Origin of the sequence: Euzebyella marina (genome assembly GCF_003687485.1) — a bacterium.
GTDB classification, from domain to species: domain Bacteria; phylum Bacteroidota; class Bacteroidia; order Flavobacteriales; family Flavobacteriaceae; genus Euzebyella; species Euzebyella marina.
Window position 1 is genome coordinate 3,862,982 of the sequence record NZ_CP032050.1, and the last position, 26,420, is coordinate 3,889,401.

A 26,420-nucleotide genomic window follows, 5' to 3' on the forward strand; every position below is an offset into this window, starting at 1 on the left:
CATGATTTTAAAAAAACGAACCTATACCACCGACAAAAAGGTCAACCCGTTTATCGGGGCACTGCTCTTTTTGATTGCTATTGTTTTGATAGTCATCACCGGGCCACTAGGGTTTGTTTACGGCATCCTCCATTCACTTTTTAAAAAAGGATTTAAAGGTGTTGGCGAATTTCTCCTTAAAATTGCCATCTCGGTCGACCAGCTTGGCAATGTTCTCATGCAGTATCTTTTAAATACTTTATGGATGCAGCCCGGAGGGTATAAATTTGGAAATCGCGATGAAACCATTTCGAGTGCCTTGGGAAGAAACAAAAAACTGGGCACCTTGACCTGGCAAGGCAAGCTTATCGATAAAATCTTAGATATAATAGACCCCAACCACTCATTGAATTCCATTGACTATTATATCGAACCTACGGCCAATATCATCGACAAATTGGCATGGATACACATCGTTGACGGAAAAATTCTGGTCACTAGAACCAAAGGCCGCAAAAAGTTTTACCTCCCAGGCGGCAAGCGCCAAAAAGGTGAGTCGGATGCCCAAACCCTATTCCGAGAAATAGAGGAAGAACTTAGCGTACAGATTGAACTACCTAGTATGCAATTCGTTGGCATTTTTGAAGCTCAGGCCGACGGACAAAAACCAGGTATTTTGGTCAGAATGACTTGCTATTCGGCAACTTACTTGGGCGTTTTGGCGCCAGCATCAGAGATTGAAGAAATGCAGTGGTTTACCTATGAAGACCGCGAAAAAGTATCTGAAGTGGACACACTAATTTTTGATATTCTTAAAGAAAACGGAGACCTAGTGTAGGTAAGAGCATTTTTAACTACCTTTTGTAATTTGAAACAAAAGCGAGTTGCATGCAAGAAAAGCCCCTATTCCTGTTCTGTTTGATATTTCTTTTTGCCATCAATAGTTATGGCCAAAAAGAACCACGTAGACCCAACATTCTTTTTATAGCCGTTGATGATCTACGAAATGAACTCGGGGCCTATGAGGGTTCGCAGGCTATCACTCCGCACCTCGATTCATTAGCTGGCGCTGGTTCTCTTTTCACCCATCATTTTGTTCAAGTGCCCACATGCGGAGCATCGCGACATGCCATACTAACAGGAAGAAGGCCGTACAAACCCATTCACCTAAGCAATAGAGCTATAGAAGTTGAACTATCGAATAAGCCGAAAGGTACTACACCGGAGAGTTTTATCCATCAATTTAAGATGTCTGGGTATCACACCGTCGGAATTGGAAAAATCGCCCACTCTGCCGATGGATTGGTATATGGTTACGAAGAAGAACCTTCTGCAAAAAAAGAGCTTCCGCACAGTTGGAGCGAACTGATATTCGATGCCGGCAAGTGGAAAACGGGTTGGAATGCCTTTTTCGCCTATGCGAACGGAGAAAATCGACAGAGTCTTAACAAGCAGGTGAAGCCCTATGAAGCAGGGAATACCGATGATAATGGATATCCCGACGGCCTCACTACGCAACTGGCAATTTCAAAACTGAAAGAACTTAAAGAATCAAACAAACCTTTCTTGATGGGGGTCGGTTTTTTTAAACCGCACCTACCTTTTAATTCCCCAAAAAAGTATTGGGATTTGTATGACAGGGATAGCATTAAAATTTCCGACAACCCTAATTTGCCAGAAAACGTTAGCAAAGAAAGTCTTAACTCGAATGGAGAGTTCAACCAATATGCCTTGGGCGATGAAAAAGCCACTGTTGAAAAATCCGTTTCAGACAACTATGCCAAAAAACTGAGGCATGCATACCTAGCTGCCGTTAGCTATATAGATGCACAGGTTGGCAAACTCTTGCAGCACCTCAAAGAAACCGGCCTTGATAAAAATACCATCATTGTCGTTTGGGGCGACCACGGCTGGCACTTGGGAGACCAACGCATGTGGGGTAAACACACCCTTTTTGATAATGCGCTTAAAAGCACCTTAATCATAAAATCGCCACTGATTGACCACCAGCAAAGAGAAATTAGCACCCTAGTTGAAAGTGTCGATATTTACCCGACATTGTTAGAAATGGCCAATATCGAAACCTCATCTAAACTAGACGGAAAAAGTCTTGTTCCATTATTGAATTCCCAGCCTATGTCAAAACCTGAGGTGGCTTACAGCTATTTCAAAGGAGGCATAAGCATGCGAACACCTCATTATCGACTCACCAAATTTTTCAGCGACGAGCAACCTGTAATAGAACTGTACGACCATACCGAAAGTTCTGAGGAAAGAAGAAACGTCGCAGCTCAAAATCCCAAGCTTGTGCAACGCCTGATGCCCCTTTGGGAAAAAGGAAACACAGGGCTCTACTCTCAACCTGAATAGCTTGGCTTTACTCGAAATGGAATACATTCTATCAAAAGATTTCGTTACTTTGCCAACCAAAACCAGAAAACTAAATAATGGAAGTACTTGGCATTGATGTAGGCGGTTCAGGAATCAAAGGCGGAATCGTAAATATAGAATCCGGTGAACTTGTAACCGAGCGTTTCAGAATCCCTACACCTCCTTCACGTACTCCAGAAGACATGGCCGATGTAATCGCCCAAATTGTGGCACACTTCGATTACAAAGGAAAAGTCGGTTGCGGATTTCCTACCGTTATTAAAAAGGGGGTTTGTAAATCACCCGGAAACCTTGACCCTAGTTGGCTTGGGGTAAACATAGAAAGCTTGTTCGAACAAAAAACAGGTCTTGATTTTACCGTGGTCAACGATGCCGATATTGCCGGTTATGCGTGCATGACCTATGGTATCGGTAAAGGCGCGGAAGGTTTGGTGATCATGATTACCATAGGCACAGGCCTTGGTAGTGGCGCATTTTTAGATGGTAGGCTGATACCCAATTTTGAATTGGGCCAAATACCTTATAAAAAATACAAGAAAATTGAAACTTGGGCCGCTGGTTCGGCGAAAGACAGAGAAGGACTTTCGTATAAAAAGTGGGGTAAGCGTTTCAATAAATTTTTGAAATATGTGGAGTTGATTGTTGCACCAGACCTTATTCTATTAGGAGGTGGAGCATCAAAAGATTTTGACGAGTTTAAAAAGTACATCAAAATAGAAACTCCCGTAATACCTGCCGAGCTACAGAACCATGCAGGCATCATAGGTGCAGCCGCTGCCGCAATGCATTAAATACCGGTAGACTAGGCTATCAAAGTACTTTTGCCTCCCTGGGCATTTCAAAATAATTTTCTGGCAGGTTCTTTTCGAAACTGATTTCAGTGATATCAATTTTGGTAATGTATTCACCCGGTTGGCCATCTTTGGTCCAATAGGTCTTTAAACTGGTAGGAAGCAGAACTCCTCCCACCTTTGTCAATTGGCCTACCTCCATGAACTTTTCAGGATTATGCCCTCCATCTTTGAAATACTCCGGATAGGAAACAATATATCGTGTGGCCGTTATCAAGTGCGATTGAGCATCAAACTGAAGAATATAGTAGTCGTCGGGCGCATCGCCTGTACCGGCCTTAAAAGTAACTTTGACCACATCATTGGTCTTGCCCTGATATTCTACCTGAGGAAGCAATTCTAACTGAACACCTTCGCCATCGATTACAAAAGGATGCCCCATTAAATACAAAGGGGTCAGGGCCCAAAACTTGGTATCAAAAGTGAATGAGGTGCTATCTTTTGCCTTTAGCCACGCTTTCTCGCCCGTCCAACCAAATTGGTCGGTGCTATCCACGACACTTATGTGCCGGGCACGATTACGCCAAACATCAATAGTTTGATAACTATCCCTACCCGCCTTTCCGTCTAAAGGTTGGTAATTAAATCGAAAGGATAATGCACCACTACCGAACCAGTTCTGTAATCCCCCGTGAGCTTCCATGGCTTGCCAGATTACAGCGCCTGCTTTAGTTGCCGATAATCTTTCTTTGGCATTATTAACCCTTCGCTCTATCCAATCATGAGGAATTTCAAGCGAGCTGGAAGGTACGTGTTCTTGCTTCTCTACTACTTTTGGGGTCTTGCTTTTTTGATCTTGGTTGCAACCGATAAATATGAATGAACCGATTAAAAAGAGTAGCTGTATCTGTCTTTGCATTAAAATATTGTTTGCGTCAAGACCCCATTAGAAGTTGTGAATATTACATCGCCTTATGATAAAGACTAGCTTCTTTTCGTTCTTCGTAGCTTTTGGCAATTTTGGCATCGAACTTCTCGGGGGACTCAAAATTCAGTTTACTGTCGTTAAGTCGTTCCTCTCCTCCAAAAATTACATGCAATTTTTTCTGCACCATAGCTTGAATAGACCTTTCGGCCACAAATTCGGGAGAATCCATATCAGTTGCCTTTGAAGTCGTCATCATGTCGGTATTTGTTGCGGTAGGATATACACAGGTAACCGATATAGAATCAGGTTCAAGTTCTCTTCTTATCGCATCGGAAAATTGACGAATTGCAGCTTTTGTACTGGCATAAACTGAGTAGAACGGCATACCTATCAAACCCAATCCGGAAGAAACATTTAAGATGGCTCCTTCCTGGGAATGTCTTAAAAGAGGAATGCAATATTTGGTAAGGACCATAACGGCCGTTAAGTTGACCGAAACTTGATCATAAATATCCTCATCGGAAAGATCTTCTAAAGGGCCAGCAGAAACGATACCGGCATTGTTGATGAGAATATCTAAAGAACCCCATTCATCTTCAATTTTTGAAGTAACATCGCGAAGCACGTTCAAATCACCGACATCTCCCCTGACCAATATAAAATTTACCGATTCAAATGTAGTGCGCAATGCCTTTAGGTTTTCTTTATCTCTACCGATAACCGCAATATCTTGAACCCCCTGTTTGACCAGTTCGTCGATCATGCATTTTCCGATACCTCTTGAACCTCCGGTAATGAGTACTTTCTTGTCTTTAAGCTGCATAGAATTAATAATTTGAGTTTAGAGTTGACAGCTTTAAGATATAGATATTCCTACGCAAGTGGAACTAAAAAAAAGGGGCAGATTTAAGAATTATCAAAGCATCAAATATTGAACTTTGATTTTGAGAATTTACTAAGTATTTAACGGTTTTATAAAAAGAAAAAGCCCTGATAAAATCAGGGCTTTCGCTACTTTAAGATATTTTGTTTCGCTTTCGGTCAACCTCTTTTAAATATATCTTCCTTAAACGAAGGTGGTTAGGGGTCACCTCAACGTACTCATCTTTCTGAATATATTCTAAAGCTTCTTCTAGAGAGAACTTGATGGCCGGTACTATTTTGGCCTTATCATCGGCACCTGCCGAACGCACGTTAGACAACTTTTTGGTCTTTGTTACGTTTACTGTCATATCATCTTGACGAGAGTTTTCACCAATTACCTGACCTTCATAGATATCCTCTCCTGGATCGATAAAAAACTTTCCGCGCTCTTGCAGCTTATCGATAGAGTAAGGTATTGCCGTACCCGTTTCCATAGAAACTAAAGAACCATTGATCCTGCCAGAAATATCCCCTTTTAAGGGTTGATATTCAATAAATCGGTGAGACATGATGGCTTCACCAGCGGTTGCAGTCAGCAACTGGTTTCTCAGACCGATAATACCTCTTGAAGGTATGATGAACTCACAGATCATTCGGGTACCTTTAGTCTCCATACTAACCATTTCACCCTTTCTGATAGAAACCATTTCTACGGCCCTACCCGAAACTTCTTCAGGTAAGTCAATAGTCAATTGCTCAACAGGCTCACATTTGACACCATCAATTTCTTTGATGATTACCTGTGGTTGCCCAATTTGAAGCTCGTAACCCTCTCTTCTCATGGTCTCGATCAGGACAGATAAATGCAAAACGCCACGGCCGAAGACCAAGAACTTATCGGCACTGTCAGTCTCCTGTACACGTAGCGCCAAGTTCTTTTCCAATTCTTTCTCTAAACGTTCTTTGATATGCCTTGAAGTAACAAACTTACCGTCTTTACCAAAGAAAGGACTATCATTGATGGTAAACAGCATACTCATAGTAGGCTCATCGATAGCAATGGTCTGTAATTGCTCCGGAGTCTCGATATCGGCAACGGTATCACCAATCTCAAAACCGTCCATACCAACAATAGCACAAATATCACCTACCTCAACAGAATCTACTTTCTTTCGCCCAAGGCCTTCAAAAACAAAAAGCTCTTTTATTTTTGATTTAACGACTTTTCCGTTTCGCTTCACCAATGAAACTTGCTGACCTTCTTTTAAATGACCTCTTTGAAGTCTACCGATAGCAATTCTACCTGTAAACGAAGAAAAATCCAATGAAGTAATCAACATTTGAGTCGTACCTTCTTTTGGTTGAAAAGTAGGTATGTGCTCTATAACCATGTCTAACAAAGGCTCAATATTCTCGGTTTGCTTTTGCCAGTCTTCACTCATCCAGTTATTCTTTGCAGAACCGTAAACTACCGGAAAATCAAGTTGCCATTCTTCAGCACCCAGTTCGAACATTAAGTCGAACACTTTTTCATGCACCTCTTCAGGGGTACAGTTTTCCTTATCCACTTTATTAATGACCACACAGGGCTTTAAACCCATATCGATGGCCTTTTGTAGCACGAAACGTGTTTGTGGCATAGGCCCTTCAAAAGCATCTACCAACAATAAAACACCATCGGCCATATTAAGCACACGCTCAACCTCACCACCGAAATCGGCGTGACCAGGAGTATCGATAATGTTGATTTTAGTGTCTTTGTACACTACGGAAACGTTCTTAGAAGTAATGGTAATACCTCTTTCCCTTTCCAAATCATTATTATCCAAGATAAGATCGCCCGTATTTTCGTTTTCACGAAACAATTGGCAGTGGTACATGATTTTGTCTACCAAGGTAGTCTTACCGTGGTCAACGTGCGCGATAATCGCAATATTCTTTGTTGTAGACATAATATAATATTAAAAGGGTACAGCCCTCTTTTGAGCGCGCAAAGATACTGCTAATTTTCTAGTCTTCAACGAAGTTGATGTTATTTTTATGTGATTGATTTTGAGGGAATTATTTTACCGAATTTTTTTCACCACCCAACCCAATTTGACGTCTATCATAATGGCACCTCCGGCATCAGATTCTGAAATAGCTACACCGGGACCAAAAGATACGTTCCAATAAAAGCCTTTAGGCCTAGTACGCTGGATTCCATAGGTGATGGCCACAATATGATTATAGGTGTTATCTAAATAGTAAGTACCTACCAAAGGGTTTCCTATGAGGATTTGATTGTTCAAGGCCCAATAGTTACCTGAATTGCCCTCAATATTTTTTCCTTTGGACAATCGCCTATTAAAATTGGCAAAATATCTAAACTCAGCTTGCGCACCTATAAAAAGGCCAAACCTTGAGTTACCGTAATAATCAGTTCCGCCACCCGGTACAAGGGCAACATCAAAATTAAATGTAGTATTTCTGCCCGCCCCCAACTCATAAGAAGCTCCTGGCAGTAGAGCATTAACCTTTAACAGCCCTTTTTCTACCTGCTTATCAGATTGCGCAAGGGAATTAAAAAAGGCTGCTATAAAAAGTAACAGTAGTAAGGTTTTCTTCATAAAAAATCAATATTTAAAATCGTAAATCGCACAATCAAAAATTGAGCCATCGAACATTTTAGAGTGAATAAAATTTACAATCTGCAAAGGGATATTAATTAGTAAGCATAAGTACTATCTTTGTAAAAATTTTTACGCTATGCGCCTTCAGAACATTCCCCAAATAAGCCATGCCGACAGCAATAATTTCTTTCTACTTTCCGGGCCTTGTGCCATTGAGGGAGAAGATATGGCCATGAGGATTGCCGAAGTAATCGTAAAGGTTACCGACGAGCTTAAAATACCTTATGTTTTCAAAGGAAGTTTCAAAAAGGCGAATAGAAGTCGGGCCGATTCGTTTACGGGTATCGGCGATGAAAAAGCGTTGAAAATTCTAAGAAAGGTTTCGGAAACCTTTAAAGTTCCTACCATTACAGATATTCACGAAGTTTCTGACGCTGACATGGCCGCTGAATATGTTGATGTGCTTCAAATACCTGCTTTTTTGGTAAGACAGACCGATTTGGTCGTCGCCGCGGCCGAGACCGGAAAAACCGTTAATCTCAAAAAAGGACAGTTCATGTCTCCCGAGAGCATGAAACACGCCGTTAACAAAGTGAAGGAATCTGACAATGAAAATGTTTGGATAACCGACAGGGGTACTATGTTCGGCTACCAAGATATGATTGTCGATTTTAGAGGCGTGCCGACCATGAAACAATACGCACCTGTAGTTTTAGATGTGACCCACTCATTACAACAGCCCAACCAAGCTTCAGGGGTTACCGGGGGAAGACCGGAACTTATCAATACCATGGCCCGGGCCGGAATCGCTGCAGGGGTTGACGGTATTTTTATGGAAACACATTTTGATCCTGCCAATGCCAAAAGTGATGGTGCGAACATGTTAGACCTTAAAATGCTGCCTCAGCTTTTAAAAAATTTGACTGCCCTTAGACAGACCATCAATAGCTTACCCTCTTTAGTAAACAATTGATACAGAAGCGCTTCTTAACTTTTATTTATAATTATTCTAAATAAATTTTATTATTTGCCTTTAAACTCTACATTTGCACCGTTTTTATTTAGACTTAAACCAAATAAACTTAGTGCAATATATGAGAAAGCTTATTTTCATACCCTTATTTTTATTGATGTTCGGTCTTGCGAATGCTCAAGACGGTACGATCAAAGGTAAAGTAGTAGATAGTGAAAATGCCCCACTGCCCTACGTAACCGTTTTAATACAGAACACCACTTTTGGAACCACATCCGACGAAGAAGGTAACTATACTTTCTCTGGAGTTAACAAAAAGTCGGTTACCCTAATCTTCTCATCGGTAGGTATGTCTAGCGAGAATAGAACCATTAATCTCACCTCAGGCGCAACGACCAACGTACCCGTGGTTGTTTTGACCGAAAAACAAGAACAGTTGAATGAGGTGGTTGTTGAAGGACACCAAAACAAGTACTTGCAAAGAGAGCCCTCGCAATCATTGAGATTAAAGACCGAATTAGTCAAATTACCGCAGAACATTCAGGTAATCGGTGAAAATCTACTTCAAGACCAACAAGTAACCACGATTATGGACGGTCTTACCAGAAACGTTAGTGGTGTGACCATGCTGGAACATTGGGGCAATTTTGCCAGAATCAATATGAGAGGTTTTAGGTTACCCGCTTTTAGAAATGGCGTTAATGTTCAAGATACCTGGGGTCCGTTGGCGGAAGATATGAATACGGTCGAACGTATCGAATTCGTTAAAGGTCCTGCAGGTTTTATGATGGCAGCTGGTGAGCCAGGTGGCTTCTACAATGTGGTGACCAAAAAACCTACTGAAGAATTTATAGCGAATGCTTCCTTTTCGGCCGGTAGTTTCGATTTTTACAGAGGTACAGTAGATGTAGGCGGAAAATTAACCGAGAACGGTAAATTACTAGGCCGTTTTAATGCTATGTTGCAAACTTCCGATTCACATCGTGGCAACGAAGATGCAACAAGATATGGCGTGGCCCCGTCATTGACCTACAAATTCTCTGACAGAACATCCATCACTACAGAAATGAACCTTCAACAAGCGGAGTCATATCTCGGTTCTGCCTATGTGTTTGCCCCTGCGAGTGCCGGCTATGCTAGTCTACCAAGAGATTTCAAATTCACCAATAACGATTACCCTGTTACCGATATTCAAGAGGTCACTTTCTTCATGAATTTTGATCATGAATTTTCAGATAATTGGAGCATTCACGCGCAATTGGCCTCCTTACGTTACGATCAAGAAGGTAATTCGACTTGGTTGATATCAATGGCCGATAACGGTGATGCCATCAGGTACGTATCTGAATGGGATGCCCTTTCAAGAGGTAAATATGCCCAACTTTATGTAAACGGCCAGTTCAACACCTTGGGTGTTACTCACAAGATTATGGGTGGTTTCGATTACAGTGATAAGAGCTATTGGGCCGATTGGACCGATTTATCGATAGTGGATACCACTGCACCTTTCAACGTATTTAATCCGGTATACGGAGATAGCCCAGCGACCAATTTCGATAGAAGCGTTCCCGTACAATACCGCAACGGAGGAACACCTTATGGCGCCAGTATTCTACGCTCGTATTATGCACAAGATGAACTCGGCTTCTTAAACGAAAAAATTAGGGTTACCGTAGCCGGTAGGTATTCAAACCTATACACACTAGGGCAGACAGAAACTGACGATGTGGTAACTCCAAGGGTCGGTATAAGTGCCGATATCATTCCGTCATTGACTTTCTACGCCCTTTACGATGAGTCATTTTTACCTCAAAGCGGTGTCAGCGCCTCAGGAGACATTTTAAATGACCCTGTGAACGGTAAAGATATTGAAGGGGGTCTAAAAGGTAACTTCTTCGATGGTAGGCTAAGAACTTCTTTAGGAGTCTATAAAATCAATAAGAATAAAATATTGGTGGGCGACCCCGCTTACCCTAATGACAACTTCTCTATCTACTCAGGTGAAATAGAGTCGAAAGGTATCGAGTTCGATATGCAAGGTGAAATTACCGACGGTCTTAATGTGATTCTTAATTACGCCAATACCAATGTAGAGGATAAATCAGGAAACCTAGTGGCCGGCCATGCCAAACATGTCTCAAACGGATGGGTGAACTACAGCTTCGGGCAGTACAGCAAATTGAACGGATTCGGAGCATCGCTAGGATATCAATATCAAGCCGATCGTTCAACTTGGGCATGGGCGGCAGATAATCAGTCAGATCTTCCCAACTATTTTAGAATGGATGGCGCCCTATCATGGCATAACGATAAATTCAGGGTTCAGGTCAATGTGAACAACATTCTTGACGAATACCTTTATGCAGGTGCCAATTATGGCAGCTACATCTACTGGCAATCAGAGCCAGGTATCAACGGAAGAATAACCGTAGCCTACTCCTTTTAATTCCCCACTTAACAACAACCGCCCCTGAATACCTTCAGGGGCCTTTTTTAAAAACTATTATTATGAAAAAATTATTTATAGCCTTTGTATTAATGATAACAACCTCTAGCAGCTTTGCCCATTATCTATGGGTAGATACTGCCGGAAAAGGAACCATTGGTAAAGCTCAAGAAGTGAAAGTTCACTTTGGCGAGTACACCTACGGTGTTATCGAAGAAGTGAAGGGCGAAGCCTTCAACAACGTTTCAAAATTTAAACTTTGGTTGATACACCCAGACGGAAAGAAAGAAGAATTGAAAACCGTAGCCAAAGAGAAATTTTATCTGGCCAGTTTTACACCCGAGAAGAAAGGAATCTACACCCTTGCCCTAAACAATAATGAAATCGGGGTCATCGATTATACGCAATACGACTTCGGTATTTTCAAAACCCACTACCATGCCACTGCGAAAGTGAACGTCGGAGATGTTGAAAAGCAAACAGAAACTGTAAATCCTGATGGGATAGCCATTAAAGAACTTCCGGCTAACAAAGGAGAATTAAAACTTCAAGTGAGTTATAAAGGTCAACCGCTCGCAAAAAATGAAGTCACCATTTTTATCTCAGACCTATGGTCAAAAGCGTTGGAAACGGATGGAGATGGAATCGTGACTTTAGAATTACCTTGGAATACAAAGTATTTGGTAGAAACAACCATGAAAGAAGAAGTTCCTGGCACGTACCAAGGTAAAGATTACGAGTTCATTTGGCATTGCGGTACCTATTGCGTTAATAAGGGGTAAAGTTATGTGGAGTCTAAAAATTGTATTGATTTTTAGTGGCTTCTACCTCAACTATTGTTCCTCGAACAAGGTCAATCCCAAAAATAATTTTGGAGTTGAAACTTGGATCAAAGAAAAAGGTAGAACATTCAAATACATTGGCCTTGGCATTCTGGTTTTGGCACTGATTATCTCTATAAATTTTCTTGGTTTAGGCTCCGGCATTTTTATCTATTCTATCCTATTGATGACAATCGGCAGCCTAGTTATTTTACTAGCTCCGCTACATATGATTACACCTATTAGGTTGGGTCTCTTTTTAGCTTTATTAGTCACTTTTGAAAACCTTTATTCTTAGTGCCGGCCAACAATAAATACCTGAATCCGAGACTGGGCCATCGAACGGCCACTATTACCGCTGCCATAGTGGGTGGGCTTTTGGTAACGATTTCGGTTCATTTGGCCTTGGCCGTTTGGTTCGATAAAGTGACTGTTATTATCACCAGTACTTTTAGCGCCTTTATTCTATGGGCCATTTTAATGATGATTGCTTTTATGGCGAAAAACGGATTAAAAATCTGGGGAATTTACCTTTTGGCAAGCTCCTTTTTTGGGCTCATTACTTATTGGGGCCTTTAACCTTATTGTGAAATGAAAAGAAGAATCTATAACATCATGTTCCATACACATACCGTTAGTGGTATAGTCATTAGTGTGGCGCTGTATGTTATTTTCTTTGCCGGTTCTTTTTCTTTTTTTCGGGATGAGATTGCCAATTGGGAAAGAGGCGAACATGTAGAAGTGTTAGACCAACTGCCCGGCGACATCGATTCTTACATAAGCCATATTAAAGAAGACCATAATCTTCAAGGCCGCGAAATATCACTTTCGCATTACTACAACGAACGTAATCTCAATGTTTATGTAAGTGCATCTAAAGATTCGGCCCTTAATAAAAAAGAAGAAACGGCCAGTTTCTATTTAGATACAAAGAATCTCGAACACTCAACCTATCAAGAAAATTATGGTCTTGGAGAATTTTTATATCGACTTCACTTTTTAGACCAGATACCTTACCCGTACGGCAGGTATCTATCCGGTTTTGTAGCGCTTTTCTTTCTATTTGCCATTTTTACGGGAATATACGTCCATTGGGATAAGATTATCAGCAACTTCTATGTGTTCAGACCATGGGCGAAACTAAAAACGTTATGGACCGATACCCACACGGCCTTAGGCCTTATCGGGTTTCCTTTTCAGTTTGTCTACGCCGTTACCGGAGCATTCTTTTTACTGAAAGGAATTCTAATTTTACCTACCGTGATGACGCTCTATGGTGGTGATCAAAACGCGCTGTTCGAAGATTTAGAATATTCACATCCTGAATTCGAGTACACCTACAAACCTTTGAATGGGACGCCAAGCATTAATCAACTGATTGATCAGACTCTGGCAGATTGGCCCAACTATAACCTAAGTGAAGTACATATTTTTAATTACGGCGATGCCAATATGCACGTTGCCTTAAGTGGTCAACTCGATTACAAGGATAAGTTCAGTGGTTACGGTTACCGTATTTATAGACTTGAAGACGAAAAGATAGTTGATGAGAGAATTCCTAAAGAAAATAATCGGTACCTAGATGGGGTCAAGAACGTTCTTTTCAGGCTACACTTGAGCAATTATGGCGGTTTTGGACTCAGGTTGGTTTCTTTTTGGCTCGGCATTGTCTCATGCATCGTAATCCTATCAGGTATCATGATTTGGTTAGTGGCCAGGGATAAAAAACACATTCCCGAGAAAAGGAGAAAATTCAATGCTGCGGTTGCCAACATCTATATGGCCATTTGCTTAAGCATGCTTCCGGTTACCGCTTTTACTTTTATTGTCGTAAAGATTTATGGCGCTGATAAAGGTCCGATATTCAAAAGCTACTTCTTGAGCTGGCTGGTTCTAACCTGCTTTTTCATATTTAGAAAAAATATCGCTTACACCAATAAGTGGTGTTTGGCATCTGGCGGTATTTTATCTTTATTTATTCCTCTAACCAATGGTCTCATGTCGGGCTACTGGCCGTGGGTCAGCTATGCCAAAGGCTATCATGAAATTTTGATAGTTGACCTGTTGTTCTTTACTATCGGACTCCTGTCGTTGTGGGTATTCTTTTTTAAACTAGATAGCAAAGAAAACCAGCGGGAGTCGCTAACATAAAAAAGCGTTGGAACAAAATAGCTCTAAAAAACTCAATCTTCAATGACCAAAGCCATCTGAATATTACTTCGAGAATAAGGTGTTGGCCTATGTGCCACCTTTTGAAAGCCTAACTTTTGATATAAGCTAATGGCCGGCTTTAACACTGTGTTGCTTTCTAAATACAATTTTTTGGCTCCCAATTTCTTTGCCTCCTCCAAAACGGACTTCCCCAATAAATACCCAATACTTTTACCCTGCGCTTTTGGAGAAACGCCCATCTTCGCCAACTCAAAATCATACTCCGGGTCTTTCATTTTTATAAGGGCACAAACTCCCACAGGTTCATTATCGTATAATGCTACCTTGATTTTGCCTCCTGGTTCCAAGATGTATTCCTGAGGATGGTCCAAAGCCTTGTAATCTTCCTTTTCCATTATAAAATACTTTGAAATCCACTCTTCATTTAGATTTTTAAAGGCTTCTTTATACTCAGGACTGTATTCCACAATTTTCACCTTTTGGCTCTCACGCAACTTTCGTTGTTCATTGACCCGGTGAAAAAGAGATTTCTGATCCAATAAAAACTCCCATTCGGCCAACGCTTCCCATAAATTATGATTTGCCTGAGCCAGCAATGCATCTACGGCCGCATCTACATCTTTGCATTGAACATCAATAATATGCTGGGCAGCTGCCATTCCCTTTTCGGTCAAAGCTACCATATTTCGACGTTTGTCTTGAGCGTAGGGATGCTTCGCTATTAGTGCTGATTTGGTCATCTCTTTCACAATTTTAGTGACTGATGGTTGAGAATGACCAATCTCTTCGGCAATTTCAGTAATCGTTTTCGCTCCGTCTTGAGATAGAATAAACAAGACCGGAAACCAATTGGGCGAAAGCTCCAATTCGTACATTCTGTAGATTTTGGTTGCATCGTCTGTCATTCGTGACGATAACAGACGAAGTCTGCTACCTAGTGCAATCTTTCCGGTACGTTCAAATAAGTTCATATATTAATATTTATATAACTAGTTATGCAAATATAAGAATGATTTGAAATCATGAGCCTTTTCATCCAAAAAAAATACTAAGCTTAGAAGAGGGAAGCCTATAACCTAGGAATTTCCATCAGGCAATCCTCTTTCCAAATCGCATTTTGAGTTGCATTATCAACATTGCCTCCCGTTAAAACAACCATGACCTTTCTTTTGGTCTTTTGGGTTTTTAGCCATTGGCAGACACCGTCCATACTCATGGCACTGGTCGGTTCTAGATGAAGCTTTAATAAATGGGTCAGCCATTGTGACCAGTAGATGATTCTATTTTCTTCTACCTCATAAATACCGTCTAACTTTTTCAGATGTTCAAAAGTAATATCACCCACTGCCATCGTCATTACCCCATCAGCGAGTGTGTCGGGAATACTTTTTAATCTCTGAATAGAATTTTTACGAAGGGATTCTGCGGCATCGTTGGCATTCAAAGGCTCAACCCCAAAAACTTTGGTTTGAGGAGAAAGACCCCTAGTGGCGACCATCGTACCTGAAACCAAGCCGCCGCCGCCGCAAGGTGCAAATACAGCATCTACATCTTTAATTTCATTGAGTGCTTCGAACATTGCGGTACCCTGCCCGGCAATCACCTGTTCGTGGTTGAACGGAGGTATCCAATACGTAAACTTTTCAGCGGCCGCAGCTTTAACCTTGGCATCGGCTATATCCCTAGTCTCGCAAAGCACCACTTCTGCCCCGTAAGATTTGGTGGCCCTTATCTTTACTTTACTGGAATAAGAAGGCATAAAAATAGTTGCCGGAATATTAAATTGTTTAGAGGCCCATGCAATCGCCTGAGCGTGGTTACCACTACTATTGGCTACTATTTTAGCGGGTTTTTGGCCGTTTTCTACGAGCCATGAAACGGTATTACAACCCCCTCGGGCTTTAAAAGCGCCAATTTTTTGCAGGCATTCTGCCTTAAAAAATATTTCATGGCCCAGCCAATCGTTCAACAATTTAGAACTTACGATTGGGGTCTTTTTTATAAACCCTTCAATTCGGCTTTTGGCCGTTTCTATATCTCTCAAGGTAACCAAGCTCATTCTTTCAAAAGTTTAATTGCAAAGTACCTTTTTTACTTTTGAGACTAATGTAAATCGGTGAAAAATTAAGCTGATCGATTACCCCTACCCTCAAGGTTCTTCTAATTTTAACTCTATTTGATAAAATGTTGATTGATTTTTCGTACTTTAATAAAACACAAAGCTTAATTGCTTAGCTTTCCCAAACCAACCTTCACGATTTTAGTTAATGCGACACTGTTGTTCCGTAATACGGAATATTAGTTATACCATACGTTACTGCCCTTTCCCTGAACAGCTCTTATTTATAGAAAGCCCCGCAAGGGGCTTTTTAATTTGTTTTAATGAGTGCAGACCGTATGACAATAATAATTTAGGTAATTTAACCGACTCAAGACCAACCCTTCCAAACCTATGAACCTAAATATTCCCTTTCTCTTGCTGTCTGTTTTTCTTTTTATCAGTTGTAAACAGCACTCAAAAATTTCAGAAAAGAAAAATCGCCCGAATATTGTTTTTATTATGTCTGATGACCATGCGTACCAAGCCATCAGCGCGTACAATAAAGAATTGACCAAAACCCCAAACATTGATAGAATTGCCAATGAGGGCATGCTTTTCACCAATGCAACCGTCACCAATTCTATTTGTGCACCCTCAAGGGCAGTTATTTTAACGGGCAAGCATTCACATCTTAATGGAAAAATTGATAATCGCATGCCATTCGACACGACGAATGTCACTTTTCCTCAACTTTTACAGAAAGCAGGTTACCAAACAGCGATGTTCGGAAAATTACATTTTGGCAATAATCCTAAAGGTTTCGATGAGTTTAAAATCTTGCCTGGCCAAGGGGATTACTACAATCCTAAATTTATAACCCAAAACGGAGATACGGTTATCACGGGCTATGTAACCGATATCATTACTGATTTGACGTTGGATTGGATGGAGAAACGTCGCGATACGGCGAAGCCATTTTTATTAATGTACTTGCATAAATCGCCTCACCGTACCTGGATGCCTGCCGAACGGCATTATCCTGAGTTTACCAACAAGTCTTTTCCCGTGCCGGAAACTTTTTTTGATGATTACGCCACTCGAGGCGAAGCTTCGAAAACTGCAGAAATGGGTATTTTAAAACATATGCTGTTACAGTATGATCTGAAAATACCAAAGGAAACCTTAGATTCTTTAGGTATCGATGAACGTCTTGGAGCCGGCGGAGTCAACCAACTAAACGAAGAACAAAAACTGAAGTGGGATGCAGTTTATAATCCGATTGCTTCTGAATTTCTACAAAAATATGGTTCACTGAACGATTCGACATTGGCATTGTGGAAATACCAACGATACATGCAAGACTATTTGGGTACCATTGCCGCCGTTGACGAAAATGTGGGCAGACTTCTCAACTATCTGGATGATTCAAATTTGTCGGACAACACCGTGGTGGTCTATACTTCTGACCAAGGGTTTTATTTGGGTGAACACGGCTGGTTCGACAAGAGGTTTATGTACAACGAATCATTCAAAACACCTCTATTGATCAGGTGGCCCCATGTGATTACACCGAATATTACCGAAGATGAAATGGTACAAAACCTTGATTTCGCACAAACATTTCTTGAGATAGCCGGAGTATCGGCTCCACAAGATATGCAAGGTAAAAGCTTGCTACCTCTTTTAAGGGGAGAAAAGAACACTTGGGACCGAGACGCAGTTTATTACCATTATTATGAATACCCTGGTGAACACGCCGTAAAGAGGCACTACGGTATATCGACCAAAGAATTTAAGCTCATTCATTTCTATTACGATGTAGACGAATGGGAACTGTATGACCGAATCAAAGACCCCAGTGAGATTCAAAATGTTTACAGCGAAACAGAATACAAACAGGTGATAGCCCAATTAAAACAAAAATTGGAAGACCTACGCAAGCAGTACAAAGATTCAGATGAGCTGAGTGATAGTTATATAGACCTTTACAAAGAAAATGGGTGGATTGAGTAGGTAACCATCCATCTCCCCTTTCAAGAATTGGCCGGGCATCACGATTTTTTATAAAATCCGTTTCCTCTAAGTTCGTAGGCTTCGGCGATTACTTCTTGTAGTACAAGGTCGTCAATTTCCTCTAAGGAGGTATAGCGTAAAGATTTGACCACCTTTCGTTTTTCGGTGTTCATTTTATCCAAATGTTTGGTCAAATAGGCTGAGTTCCAAAATGCGATATCTACAAACTTGTTTTTGTGAGAGGCATTTAGATAACAAATGGGGCTTTTACCCAAATAAAAACAGGGAATACGCCATTTGTATTTCATCTCTACCTCTGGTAAAACGCGCTGAATGGTCATCTGTAAATGGAGTAATACACTTTTGTATGGTTCCGGTTGGTTGAGGATATATTCTTCGGCTGGGTTCAAGATGCGATATTAAAGTTATCCTAAACAGGTGCTTTTCAATTAACAAGGTATGGCAAATGTATATTTTTGCCCGAAAAGTCAAAAATTGAAAGCAATCAATTACCGAGTTATTCTGACTACTTTAATCTCAATCTTTTGTTACCTAACAGGCACAGAAAAAGTACGGGCGCAAGATAATGTTGACCAAGATTGGATTTTCAAGAACAGTAAAACCCTCTCCGAACTTTGGGAGCTTGATGAAGAACATCATCGAGGCACCTTTCTTATTACATCGTATAAGCCCATTTATTTTTCTCTGGGCAAATTTTCTACAAACACCAATAAAAATCCGCAAAGCGAACAAAGAGATAATTCACTTCCGCAGCCTATTGATCTAAATGTTTTCGAAACGAAATTTCAATTAAGCATGAAGACCAAAGTCTTCTATAAGGTCTTATGGGGAAAAGCAGATGTATGGGCGGCCTATTCGCAAAAAGCATATTGGCAAATTTACAACAAGGAATTATCAAGACCTTTTAGGGAGACCAACTATGAGCCGGAAATTATTCTAAACTTTCCCATGAACTTTACAGTCTTAGGTTTTAAGGGAAGAATGTTGGGCGCAGCCTTCGTTCATGAGTCGAACGGCCGTAGCGATCCCCTTTCCAGAAGTTGGAACCGCCTAAGTTTTCACGCAGGTTTCGATAAGGGACCGTGGCAGCTCATTGTCAAAAATTGGTTTCGCTTGGGCGGCAGCAACGATGATAACCCAGAAATCAGTGATTATATAGGACGGGGAGAGGCCCAGCTCATCTATGATTGGGGCAGGCAACGCCTTTCGGCCATCGGGCGACATTCGCTACGTTTGGGCGAAAAGAACCGAGGCAGTCTTCAATTGAACTACACCTTTCCTATCATCAAAAATTTTAGTGGGCATGTTCAAGTGTTCAATGGTTATGGCGAAAGCCTCATAGACTACAATCACAGGCAAACAACCTTTGGCCTTGGGGTATCATTGATCAATTAACCATTACTTAACCTTACGCACCTGATCAGGTCAAATCGAATTACTTGTTTTGTTTACATTTGAACAAAACCGGAACCATGCGAAACCAAACCCTTCTACTCGTTCTTTCATTAATGTTTTTTTCCCTTCAGGCTCAAGAGCATTCCCACATGGGCGCTCAACCCCTCTCCTATCCCGATGTGGATGGATATAAAACCCTAAAGGTCGATTTACATATGCATACGGTATTTTCAGATGGTAATGTGTGGCCGACCATTCGGGTACACGAGGCACTTCGCGAAAACTTGGATGCCATCTCGCTAACGGAACATCTCGAATACCAACCGCATGCAGAAGATATTCCGCATCCTGATAGAAATCGTTCTTATGAGCTGGTGACCGCTATGAAAGAGGCAGAAGAACATGGTTTACTGATTGTACATGGCTCTGAAATAACGCGTTCGGCCCCTATTGGGCACAACAATGCCGTATTTATCGAAGATGCTAACAAATTGGTTCAAGAAAAAGCTGAAAAGGCCTTTTCAGAAGCAAAAAAACAGAAGGCCTTCGTTTTCTGGAACCACCCTGCATGGTATGCCCAAATGCCTCAGGGCAACCCTGTTTTAAGTGACTTTCAGAAAGAGCGAATCAAAAATGATGAGCTGCACGGCATTGAGGTAATCAATACGGGTGATTATGCCGAGGAGTCTTTGGCTTTGGCACTTGAAAACAATCTGACCATTATGGGTACCAGTGATATTCATGGTCTAATTGATTGGGATTATACCGAAAAAGGTCATCACCGCCCCATTACTTTGGTTTTCGCAAAAGAAAAGAGTAAAGAGAGTCTTCAAGAAGCACTTTTTGAAGGAAGAACAGTTGCCGTTTACAATGATTTGCTTGTAGGCCGTGAGCCATATTTGACACCCCTTTTAAAGGCCAGCATAGAAATTTCAGGTGTTAAGTATATTGATAAAACACAGATATTAGAAGTAGAACTTACCAATGTGAGCAGTAGCGACCTGCTCTTTGAAAACCAAATGAACTATACCTTCTATAGCAGCTCACCTGTTTTTGAAATTAAGGCGGGAGAAACAAAAAAATTGATGATAAAGACTCTAGAAGCCAAGCAAAATATTACACTTAAACTAAAGGCTTTAGGGTGCTACATAGCACCGAAGGTACACCCCATCATCGAATGGAACTTAAATGTGAGATAGTAAGCTTTAAATCTTACTAAAATCTAATATTTTCTTTGGAAATTCGGCCTCTATAAGAGTGTAATATTGTTTGGGCGTTTCTTTCGATAATTGAATTTTTCTTCCGACCACATCAATATCGAAGTGGAAACATGAAAAATCAAAACAGCAATCGGGGTCTATTCTGCTAATTAGAAATTTGATGATTTTTGGCCTTAGTCGATACTCGAGTTCTACGCAATACTGATGTAGGGTCTCATCACCATTGGTATTGATAATCCAGTTGATTTTCATCAGGGGAATTTTTTGTCAGCTCTGCAAGATAACAAAAAATTAACATTGAGTTAACAATAAATCGACATACGCATAATTAATCAAGAGCTAAGACACATAGTCTTTCAAATATTGGTACCTCTTGGTCAACTTACCGTTTTGGGTCATTCGTGCCCGTTCGAGAACTCCGTTTTTATCCCCATTAAAAAAGGCGGGAATCACGTTCTTAACAAAGGCGTCGCCAAACCCCTCGCTAGCATCCCTAGGTAATTCACAGGGTAGGTTGTCGACCGCCATAACGGCAATAGCATTTTCGTTTTTAAAATCGTTCTCCTTTTCCGAAATGGGGTCATAGCCATAGATAGGGTCAGCAATGGTCGACGGTTTGATAGTAGTTGCCACAGGACCATCGATATCGCAACTGACATCGGCCACAACTTTAATTTTAAATTTGGGATGCTTGGCATCTTCCCTAGTATATAAATACGGAGCCCCCTGGCCATAAAAATGCCCGGCGATATAGAAATCGGTTACCTCGGCAAAGCGAAAAAAGTTGCTCTTATATTCTTCCGGGTGGGCAAAAAAATCGGCTTTATTGCCGCGCACTCCATCTTTGCGTTTGTTGTATTCGGAAGCATCGATTTGGCAGTATACCGGTTCGTTAAAATCATCTTTTAGGTATTCGGCCACATTTATTTTCTTAAGGCCCATACCATCAAGCATTTCTTTTGAGCCATTTCCTACCCTACCCTTTCCGGTCAGCAATATTTTTATATTGGGAAGATTTATTTTTCTCAGTTCGGTAATTAAGGCCTGTTTGTCGGGTAATTCTTCGGCTTTTGGTAAATGAAAGGTACCGTACTTGAGTCCGAATGCGCGAAACCCATTATATGCCCCGACAATGCCGGCATACCTGCCAAAAGCAACCAGACGCTGTTCGTTTTCATTGGTAATGACCTCATGGTCATAAAGCTCTATATTTTTATCCAGAATGGCCCTTAACAAATTTCTATTGTACGGCTGCTTTTTAATCGTGTGCGAAAAGAAGAAATACTTTTTATTGGGAATCAGGTTTTTAATGGGCACTTCTTTTACCCCTAAAAGTACATCACATTCATCCATTTTAGAGGCCACTAGTAGACCCGCCTTTTCGTAAACCTCATCGGAATAGGCCCTAATCGGTGAGGGCTCTACAATTATTTCAGCTTTTGAGAATTTGGAAACGACTTTTTGACAGGCTGACGGAGACAAGACTACGCGCCTATCAGGTGGATTTTTTCGTTCTCTTATGATTCCGAATTTCATAAATTGTGATGGTTAATATTAAAAGTTGGCGAATAACCGTGATTCGAGCGCGCTCATTTTTGTCAACACCCAGTTTTTGATGTCAAAACCCGGTTTTCTTATTTATGGTCAACTAGTTTCAAATGTAGCGGAAGCGCATACACTGTCAAAACTTTTTTTTGGAATACTTTTTGGGGTATATTTGCCGCCCGTATTTGTTAAGGACAACTAGTGTGGCAATCGGGCAGGGATAGAGGCAAGTACCCCGCCAGAACGTACCGTTAGGTACGGGCAGGTGTGTACAGCCGATAGCCCGACCACTTGAACCTTGGTACAAGTGGGCCCGCTAAAAAAACATAGCCTTGGGCTATATGGTTCTTTGGTAATACGGAAATTGATTTCTTATGGGGCCGACCGGTTTTGACAGCGAGACCAATGGCAATGTAAGCATGCCGAGCGCTGGGGTACAGCTCGTTAATATCATACTTCACACTTTTAATTGGCGAATCTAATTACGCTCTTGCCGCGTAACCCGAATTATAGTAAGGTTATGCCTCGTTCCGACAAGGTCGGAAAGCGAGATGTCTCTGAACAGCCCTTGTTGACGGCGGTTTATTAAGAGGCACCATAAAAGTCAACACAAGGGTAGCGTAGCTTCGGCGTTGCCTCTAAAACCTTAAGAAGCTAAGTGTTCGTTAGGTCGTTTCCGGCCGGACGTTCATCGAAAATTAAGCGGAAACTAAGCATGTAGAAAGCTTTGACGTTGCTTGTTTGGACGAGGGTTCGAATCCCTCCGGCTCCACTTTTTAAATACCTTTTCACAACAAAAAACCTGTAGATTATTGATTTACAGGTTTTTTCATTTTTTTTTCTGCTTTATCTTAAAGGCGCAGCCTACCAAATCGGTGATTCCCCCATAACCTCTTCAGCAAGCTGGCCTATAAACACTATATTTTCTAAGACTTTTACACTTTTGGTAAGTAGTAGTGTTGATAGAGCAAACTTCGATTACATTTTGAATCAAAGTCCCTCATGAAGTATGGCAATTCTGACAGCAGTATCTGCATCCATTACTTTGGGCATAAATATACTTTGCCTTACTTACGGCCGAATGACAATTGCTATGATAACCCAAAAGAGTTGTTTTTTTGGCAACTTTCAACCACCTGCAATCTTCAGCATGTACTTCATGGTCACCGTTCAACTGTGGGGTATCATTAACGTAATAGTTCACCATACTCAAATAAATAATTGTCTAGATTAAACTGAAAACCAAAATCAATCGGTAAAAAAGAAAATACCCGAAACTGGTCTTCCGGTTATTTACATTAGCTGGTCAAAGCTATTTCTAGAAAAGACAAATCCCTTACAGATTTCCGTAAGGGAGAATAAAAGAAGTGGAACGGAAATCTTAAATTTTACCTTCGCGAACAAGTTTGGCTATCAAGTGATGTGTATTTCTGGCCCCGAATTCATCAAAGAGCTTACTCACCTTTTTATCAATGGTACTTTCGCTATTCGGAGTGATATTCTGTAGTTTTAAATTTTCAGAAATTTCTTTTTTGGTCAACCCATTGGCTAAATCCTTTAATATTCTCATATCAAAATCATCTAGTTCAAAAACATTTTCCCCATTTTGAAATTCAATTTGTGGTGAAACAAAATTTTGCCCCTTTTGTATTGCTTCAATTGCCATTAAAAGCTCTTTTAGGCCATGGCGGCCCTTACATACGTAGGCGTTAATTTTTTCTTCGTCAAAAAGAGATTTGATTGTTTTCGGATTATCTTCCATTGAGTTGACAATGATTTTAATCTCGCCATGAAGTTTTTTGGCGGCATGAATCAGCTCTATACCAGAAGTTAGCTTACGTTCGACATGGTCTTGTTTAAAGAACAAATCGGTGATTAACAGTGAAAAAGGTTCGTTTTGACCTTGGGCTACTTTCAACCGATTGAAAGCCCTGTCGCAATAGAGTTCTTCCTGTATTTCCATTTCCGGATATTGACGACCAAGCGTACCAACAATACCCAAGTTGGTATCTTGAAAATCTTCCGCAACAAGTACTTTTTTAAACATTTCGCCTTCTATTTCATCGGAATCAGCATCTCAACCCTGAAACCATGGTTCTTCTTTGAATCAAAAGTAATGTTTCCCTGAATGGCCAGAATACGCTTTTCTGTATTCCGAAGTCCATTTTTTGATTCAAGTTCTTCTTTACTTGCTCCAACACCATCATCTTCGTAGTTTATTTTCAAAGTTTTATCGATGGTCTGAAAAGTAATGGCCAAAATTGTAGCATTGCTATGCTTTCCAAGATTGATCATCAATTCTTGAAGAATTTTGAACAATACCGTTTTTGAAGTATTGCCCATTGAAGACCACGAGACGTCCTTTCCTCCACTGAGAAAAAGTTTGACACTTTTCGGGGTTCTAAATGTTAACATTGCCAACAATCCGTTCCAGTAATTCGGCCCTGTATCTACATCGTTGATTTCCCTTGCCAGGTCTCGACTATGATTATAGAGCAATTCAAGACTGTCTAATACATGAGATTTACTGGCATCATTCTGAACCATAATCATGGTTTGATTTAATCGGGCACCATGTTCATCATGAATCTTTCTTGAAAGCTCGGATTCCGTTTCATAAATAGCCTCGAGCCGTGATAATTTATGTGCCTGCCTTAAATTTTTGGTACGCTGCATAAAACTTAAATACAAAAAAACAAGTATAACCATCAATAAAAGTGCTGCTATCAAATATATCAACTTATAAGCCCGCTGTCGACTAGCCTCCTTTTCTCTTTCTAATTTTTCAAGTTCCAGATTGATAATCGAAGCTTGTTTAATGTTGTTGTCATATTTGTACTTCGCAAACTGAGTTTTCACCTTAAGTTCGTTCGCATACAAACTATCATTTAATGCCACGTAACGATTTCTTACCGCCAAGTTTTTTGGTAGTAAATCCATCATAAACTTCAAGGCGTCTTGCTCAGCCTTTGGCATTTTCAACACCTTTGACAATTGAATGACGGAATCAAAGTAACGACCGGCAATAGTCGTATTCCTCTCCGAATAGAATTCCCCTAGATGGGTGTAACTTGCTATTAGACCTCTTCGATCGTTTACAGAATGTCTCTGCTGCAGGGTTTTTTGAAAATCTTGAACCACAGCGTTCTTGCCAGCCTTCCATCTAGCATACGCCAAATTGTCAAGCACTCTTGCTTGTTCTTTTTGATTCTCAATGATAGAAGAATCCGTAGCAATCCCTTTCAATAAATTAATTGCTTGATCAAATTCACCATTATCAATATGGGCAACAGCCAGGTTGTTAGTGAACAAAACCTGATCTCTTTTCGATTCGGCCGTTTTAATGGCCAGGTTGTAATATTCAATTGCATCGGGCAGGTTCAAAAGTTTTCTATGATCGGTGGCCAACGTATTATAGCATTGTGAAATAAGGCTGTTACCCTCCCCTTCTTCAAAATACTTTAGCGCCTCCACCAAGGTTTCTTTACTGCCAAAGAAATCGTTGTGGTTTTTTTGAATGGTACCCAGGTTTAGAAGGGTTTTGGCGATACCCAAGCTATCTTTTTCCCGTTCGAAATAGTTCTTTGATTGCGTATAGAGTTCAAAAGCCTTGAAATGCTTTTGGCGAATTTGAGATTCTAAGTATCCCATCAAATAATACTCTTCAGCAAGAAGTGAATCTCTCGTTATCGATGGGTCTAAACGGATGAACTCATTGTGATAATCCTGTAAGCTATCATATTCTTGTTTGGTAAAATGTATCAGGTTCTTTTGGTAGAGAATGTAGGGATAGAGAGTATCCTCATGCTTATTTCGATAATACAGATATGCCTTGTTGATTGCACTATCTCTTATGGTTAAAGGATTGGTTCTATCCTTTGCCAAAGCATAATTTTGCCTTACCTGAGAAGTTTTACCCTGAATGGTTAAGTTTTGATTTTCGTGCTTGGAAGGGCTACAACTGAATAGACATAATAGCACAAAATAAATAAGTCTGTTCAATGATATTAGGTATTAAGATAAAATGGACCATTCAAAAGATGACTCATGTCAAAGTAGTGAAATTTATCAGAATTTAATTGCTTTTACAAATATGAGGTAACTAATAGATTGTAGTCATTCCGCTAGGGCATTAGCTAACTCCTGTAGACCAAGTTCTTTGCTCCGATCAAAAGTTTTGCTATTTATTTTTCCTTTTATGTGGTTCT

Annotated in this window: 22 protein-coding genes and 1 other RNA gene; 12 read left to right on the top strand and 11 right to left on the bottom strand. The window is 40.6% G+C overall.

Features of this window, described 5'->3' with window-relative positions; genetic code table 11:
• Position 1: 1 nt before the first annotated feature.
• From D1013_RS20640 to ppgK, 3 genes are all read left to right on the top strand, one after another.
• The gene (locus D1013_RS20640) at positions 2-817 is read left to right on the top strand and encodes an NUDIX hydrolase (RefSeq protein ID WP_192466539.1); all 816 of its coding nucleotides are present in this window, start codon (positions 2-4) and stop codon (positions 815-817) included.
• 50 nt (positions 818-867) lie between these two features.
• Positions 868-2,349, top strand: coding sequence for a sulfatase (locus D1013_RS16565; protein ID WP_121849886.1), 1,482 nt, complete (start codon positions 868-870; stop codon positions 2,347-2,349).
• A 77-nt stretch (positions 2,350-2,426) separates the two neighbouring features.
• Entirely contained in the window at positions 2,427-3,161 is a 735-nt protein-coding gene (gene ppgK, locus D1013_RS16570) for a polyphosphate--glucose phosphotransferase (RefSeq protein ID WP_121849887.1), read from the top strand.
• 19 nt (positions 3,162-3,180) lie between these two features.
• Here the strand turns inward: ppgK and D1013_RS16575 are convergent, their stop codons facing one another.
• The 4 genes from D1013_RS16575 to D1013_RS16590 all read right to left on the bottom strand — a co-directional run bounded on the left by D1013_RS16575 (position 3,181) and on the right by D1013_RS16590 (position 7,562).
• Positions 3,181-4,080 (bottom strand): LolA-like protein, encoded by a 900-nt coding sequence (locus D1013_RS16575; protein ID WP_121849888.1) that lies wholly within the window; start codon positions 4,078-4,080, stop codon positions 3,181-3,183.
• A gap of 43 nt (positions 4,081-4,123) precedes the next feature.
• Positions 4,124-4,912, bottom strand: a complete 789-nt coding sequence (locus D1013_RS16580) for an SDR family NAD(P)-dependent oxidoreductase (RefSeq protein ID WP_121849889.1) — start codon at positions 4,910-4,912, stop codon at positions 4,124-4,126.
• Between the two features lie 193 nt (positions 4,913-5,105).
• Positions 5,106-6,905 carry a translational GTPase TypA gene (gene typA, locus D1013_RS16585; RefSeq protein WP_192466538.1) on the bottom strand — a complete coding sequence of 600 codons (1,800 nt, stop codon included), beginning with the start codon at positions 6,903-6,905 and terminating at the stop codon, positions 5,106-5,108.
• Positions 6,906-7,019: 114 nt separating this feature from the next.
• Entirely contained in the window at positions 7,020-7,562 is a 543-nt protein-coding gene (locus D1013_RS16590) for a hypothetical protein (RefSeq protein WP_121849891.1), read from the bottom strand.
• A 139-nt stretch (positions 7,563-7,701) separates the two neighbouring features.
• On the opposite strand from D1013_RS16590, the gene kdsA reads away from it, so the two are divergent.
• The 5 genes from kdsA to D1013_RS16620 all read left to right on the top strand — a co-directional run bounded on the left by kdsA (position 7,702) and on the right by D1013_RS16620 (position 13,956).
• Entirely contained in the window at positions 7,702-8,538 is an 837-nt protein-coding gene (kdsA, locus tag D1013_RS16595) for a 3-deoxy-8-phosphooctulonate synthase (protein WP_121849892.1), read from the top strand.
• Positions 8,539-8,659: 121 nt separating this feature from the next.
• Positions 8,660-10,984 carry a TonB-dependent siderophore receptor gene (locus D1013_RS16600; protein WP_121849893.1) on the top strand — a complete coding sequence of 775 codons (2,325 nt, stop codon included), beginning with the start codon at positions 8,660-8,662 and terminating at the stop codon, positions 10,982-10,984.
• A 62-nt stretch (positions 10,985-11,046) separates the two neighbouring features.
• Positions 11,047-11,766, top strand: coding sequence for a DUF4198 domain-containing protein (locus D1013_RS16605; RefSeq protein ID WP_121849894.1), 720 nt, complete (start codon positions 11,047-11,049; stop codon positions 11,764-11,766).
• Positions 11,767-12,102: 336 nt separating this feature from the next.
• Positions 12,103-12,384 (top strand): hypothetical protein, encoded by a 282-nt coding sequence (locus D1013_RS16615; RefSeq protein ID WP_121849896.1) that lies wholly within the window; start codon positions 12,103-12,105, stop codon positions 12,382-12,384.
• Between the two features lie 12 nt (positions 12,385-12,396).
• Positions 12,397-13,956 (top strand): PepSY-associated TM helix domain-containing protein, encoded by a 1,560-nt coding sequence (locus tag D1013_RS16620; RefSeq protein WP_121849897.1) that lies wholly within the window; start codon positions 12,397-12,399, stop codon positions 13,954-13,956.
• Between the two features lie 32 nt (positions 13,957-13,988).
• On the opposite strand, the gene D1013_RS16625 is transcribed toward D1013_RS16620, so the two are convergent.
• Complete coding sequence (locus D1013_RS16625; protein WP_121849898.1) at positions 13,989-14,948, bottom strand: bifunctional helix-turn-helix transcriptional regulator/GNAT family N-acetyltransferase; 960 nt, start codon at positions 14,946-14,948, stop codon at positions 13,989-13,991.
• A gap of 98 nt (positions 14,949-15,046) precedes the next feature.
• A complete protein-coding gene (locus D1013_RS16630) occupies positions 15,047-16,036 on the bottom strand; it encodes a serine/threonine dehydratase (protein WP_121849899.1) in 990 nt (329 codons plus the stop codon).
• Between the two features lie 393 nt (positions 16,037-16,429).
• On the opposite strand from D1013_RS16630, the gene D1013_RS16635 reads away from it, so the two are divergent.
• The gene (locus tag D1013_RS16635) at positions 16,430-18,031 is read left to right on the top strand and encodes a sulfatase family protein (RefSeq protein ID WP_121849900.1); all 1,602 of its coding nucleotides are present in this window, start codon (positions 16,430-16,432) and stop codon (positions 18,029-18,031) included.
• A gap of 38 nt (positions 18,032-18,069) precedes the next feature.
• Here the strand turns inward: D1013_RS16635 and D1013_RS16640 are convergent, their stop codons facing one another.
• Complete coding sequence (locus tag D1013_RS16640; protein ID WP_121849901.1) at positions 18,070-18,441, bottom strand: DUF1801 domain-containing protein; 372 nt, start codon at positions 18,439-18,441, stop codon at positions 18,070-18,072.
• A gap of 85 nt (positions 18,442-18,526) precedes the next feature.
• Here D1013_RS16640 and D1013_RS16645 point away from each other — a divergent pair, with 85 nt between their 5' ends.
• The gene (locus D1013_RS16645) at positions 18,527-19,447 is read left to right on the top strand and encodes a phospholipase A (protein WP_225621414.1); all 921 of its coding nucleotides are present in this window, start codon (positions 18,527-18,529) and stop codon (positions 19,445-19,447) included.
• Between the two features lie 77 nt (positions 19,448-19,524).
• The gene (locus tag D1013_RS16650) at positions 19,525-20,646 is read left to right on the top strand and encodes an Sb-PDE family phosphodiesterase (RefSeq protein ID WP_121849903.1); all 1,122 of its coding nucleotides are present in this window, start codon (positions 19,525-19,527) and stop codon (positions 20,644-20,646) included.
• A gap of 6 nt (positions 20,647-20,652) precedes the next feature.
• Here the strand turns inward: D1013_RS16650 and D1013_RS16655 are convergent, their stop codons facing one another.
• A complete protein-coding gene (locus tag D1013_RS16655) occupies positions 20,653-20,919 on the bottom strand; it encodes a hypothetical protein (protein ID WP_121849904.1) in 267 nt (88 codons plus the stop codon).
• Positions 20,920-21,006: 87 nt separating this feature from the next.
• Positions 21,007-22,203 carry an NAD(P)-dependent oxidoreductase gene (locus D1013_RS16660; RefSeq protein ID WP_121849905.1) on the bottom strand — a complete coding sequence of 399 codons (1,197 nt, stop codon included), beginning with the start codon at positions 22,201-22,203 and terminating at the stop codon, positions 21,007-21,009.
• 385 nt (positions 22,204-22,588) lie between these two features.
• Between D1013_RS16660 and ssrA the strand changes: the two genes are divergently transcribed.
• Positions 22,589-22,987: a transfer-messenger RNA gene (gene ssrA / locus D1013_RS16665) on the top strand.
• A 606-nt stretch (positions 22,988-23,593) separates the two neighbouring features.
• On the opposite strand, the gene D1013_RS16675 is transcribed toward ssrA, so the two are convergent.
• Both D1013_RS16675 and D1013_RS16680 read right to left on the bottom strand, forming a co-directional pair.
• Entirely contained in the window at positions 23,594-24,259 is a 666-nt protein-coding gene (locus D1013_RS16675) for a helix-turn-helix domain-containing protein (RefSeq protein WP_121849907.1), read from the bottom strand.
• Between the two features lie 8 nt (positions 24,260-24,267).
• A complete protein-coding gene (locus tag D1013_RS16680) occupies positions 24,268-26,214 on the bottom strand; it encodes a tetratricopeptide repeat-containing sensor histidine kinase (RefSeq protein WP_121849908.1) in 1,947 nt (648 codons plus the stop codon).
• Positions 26,215-26,420 lie beyond the last annotated feature (206 nt).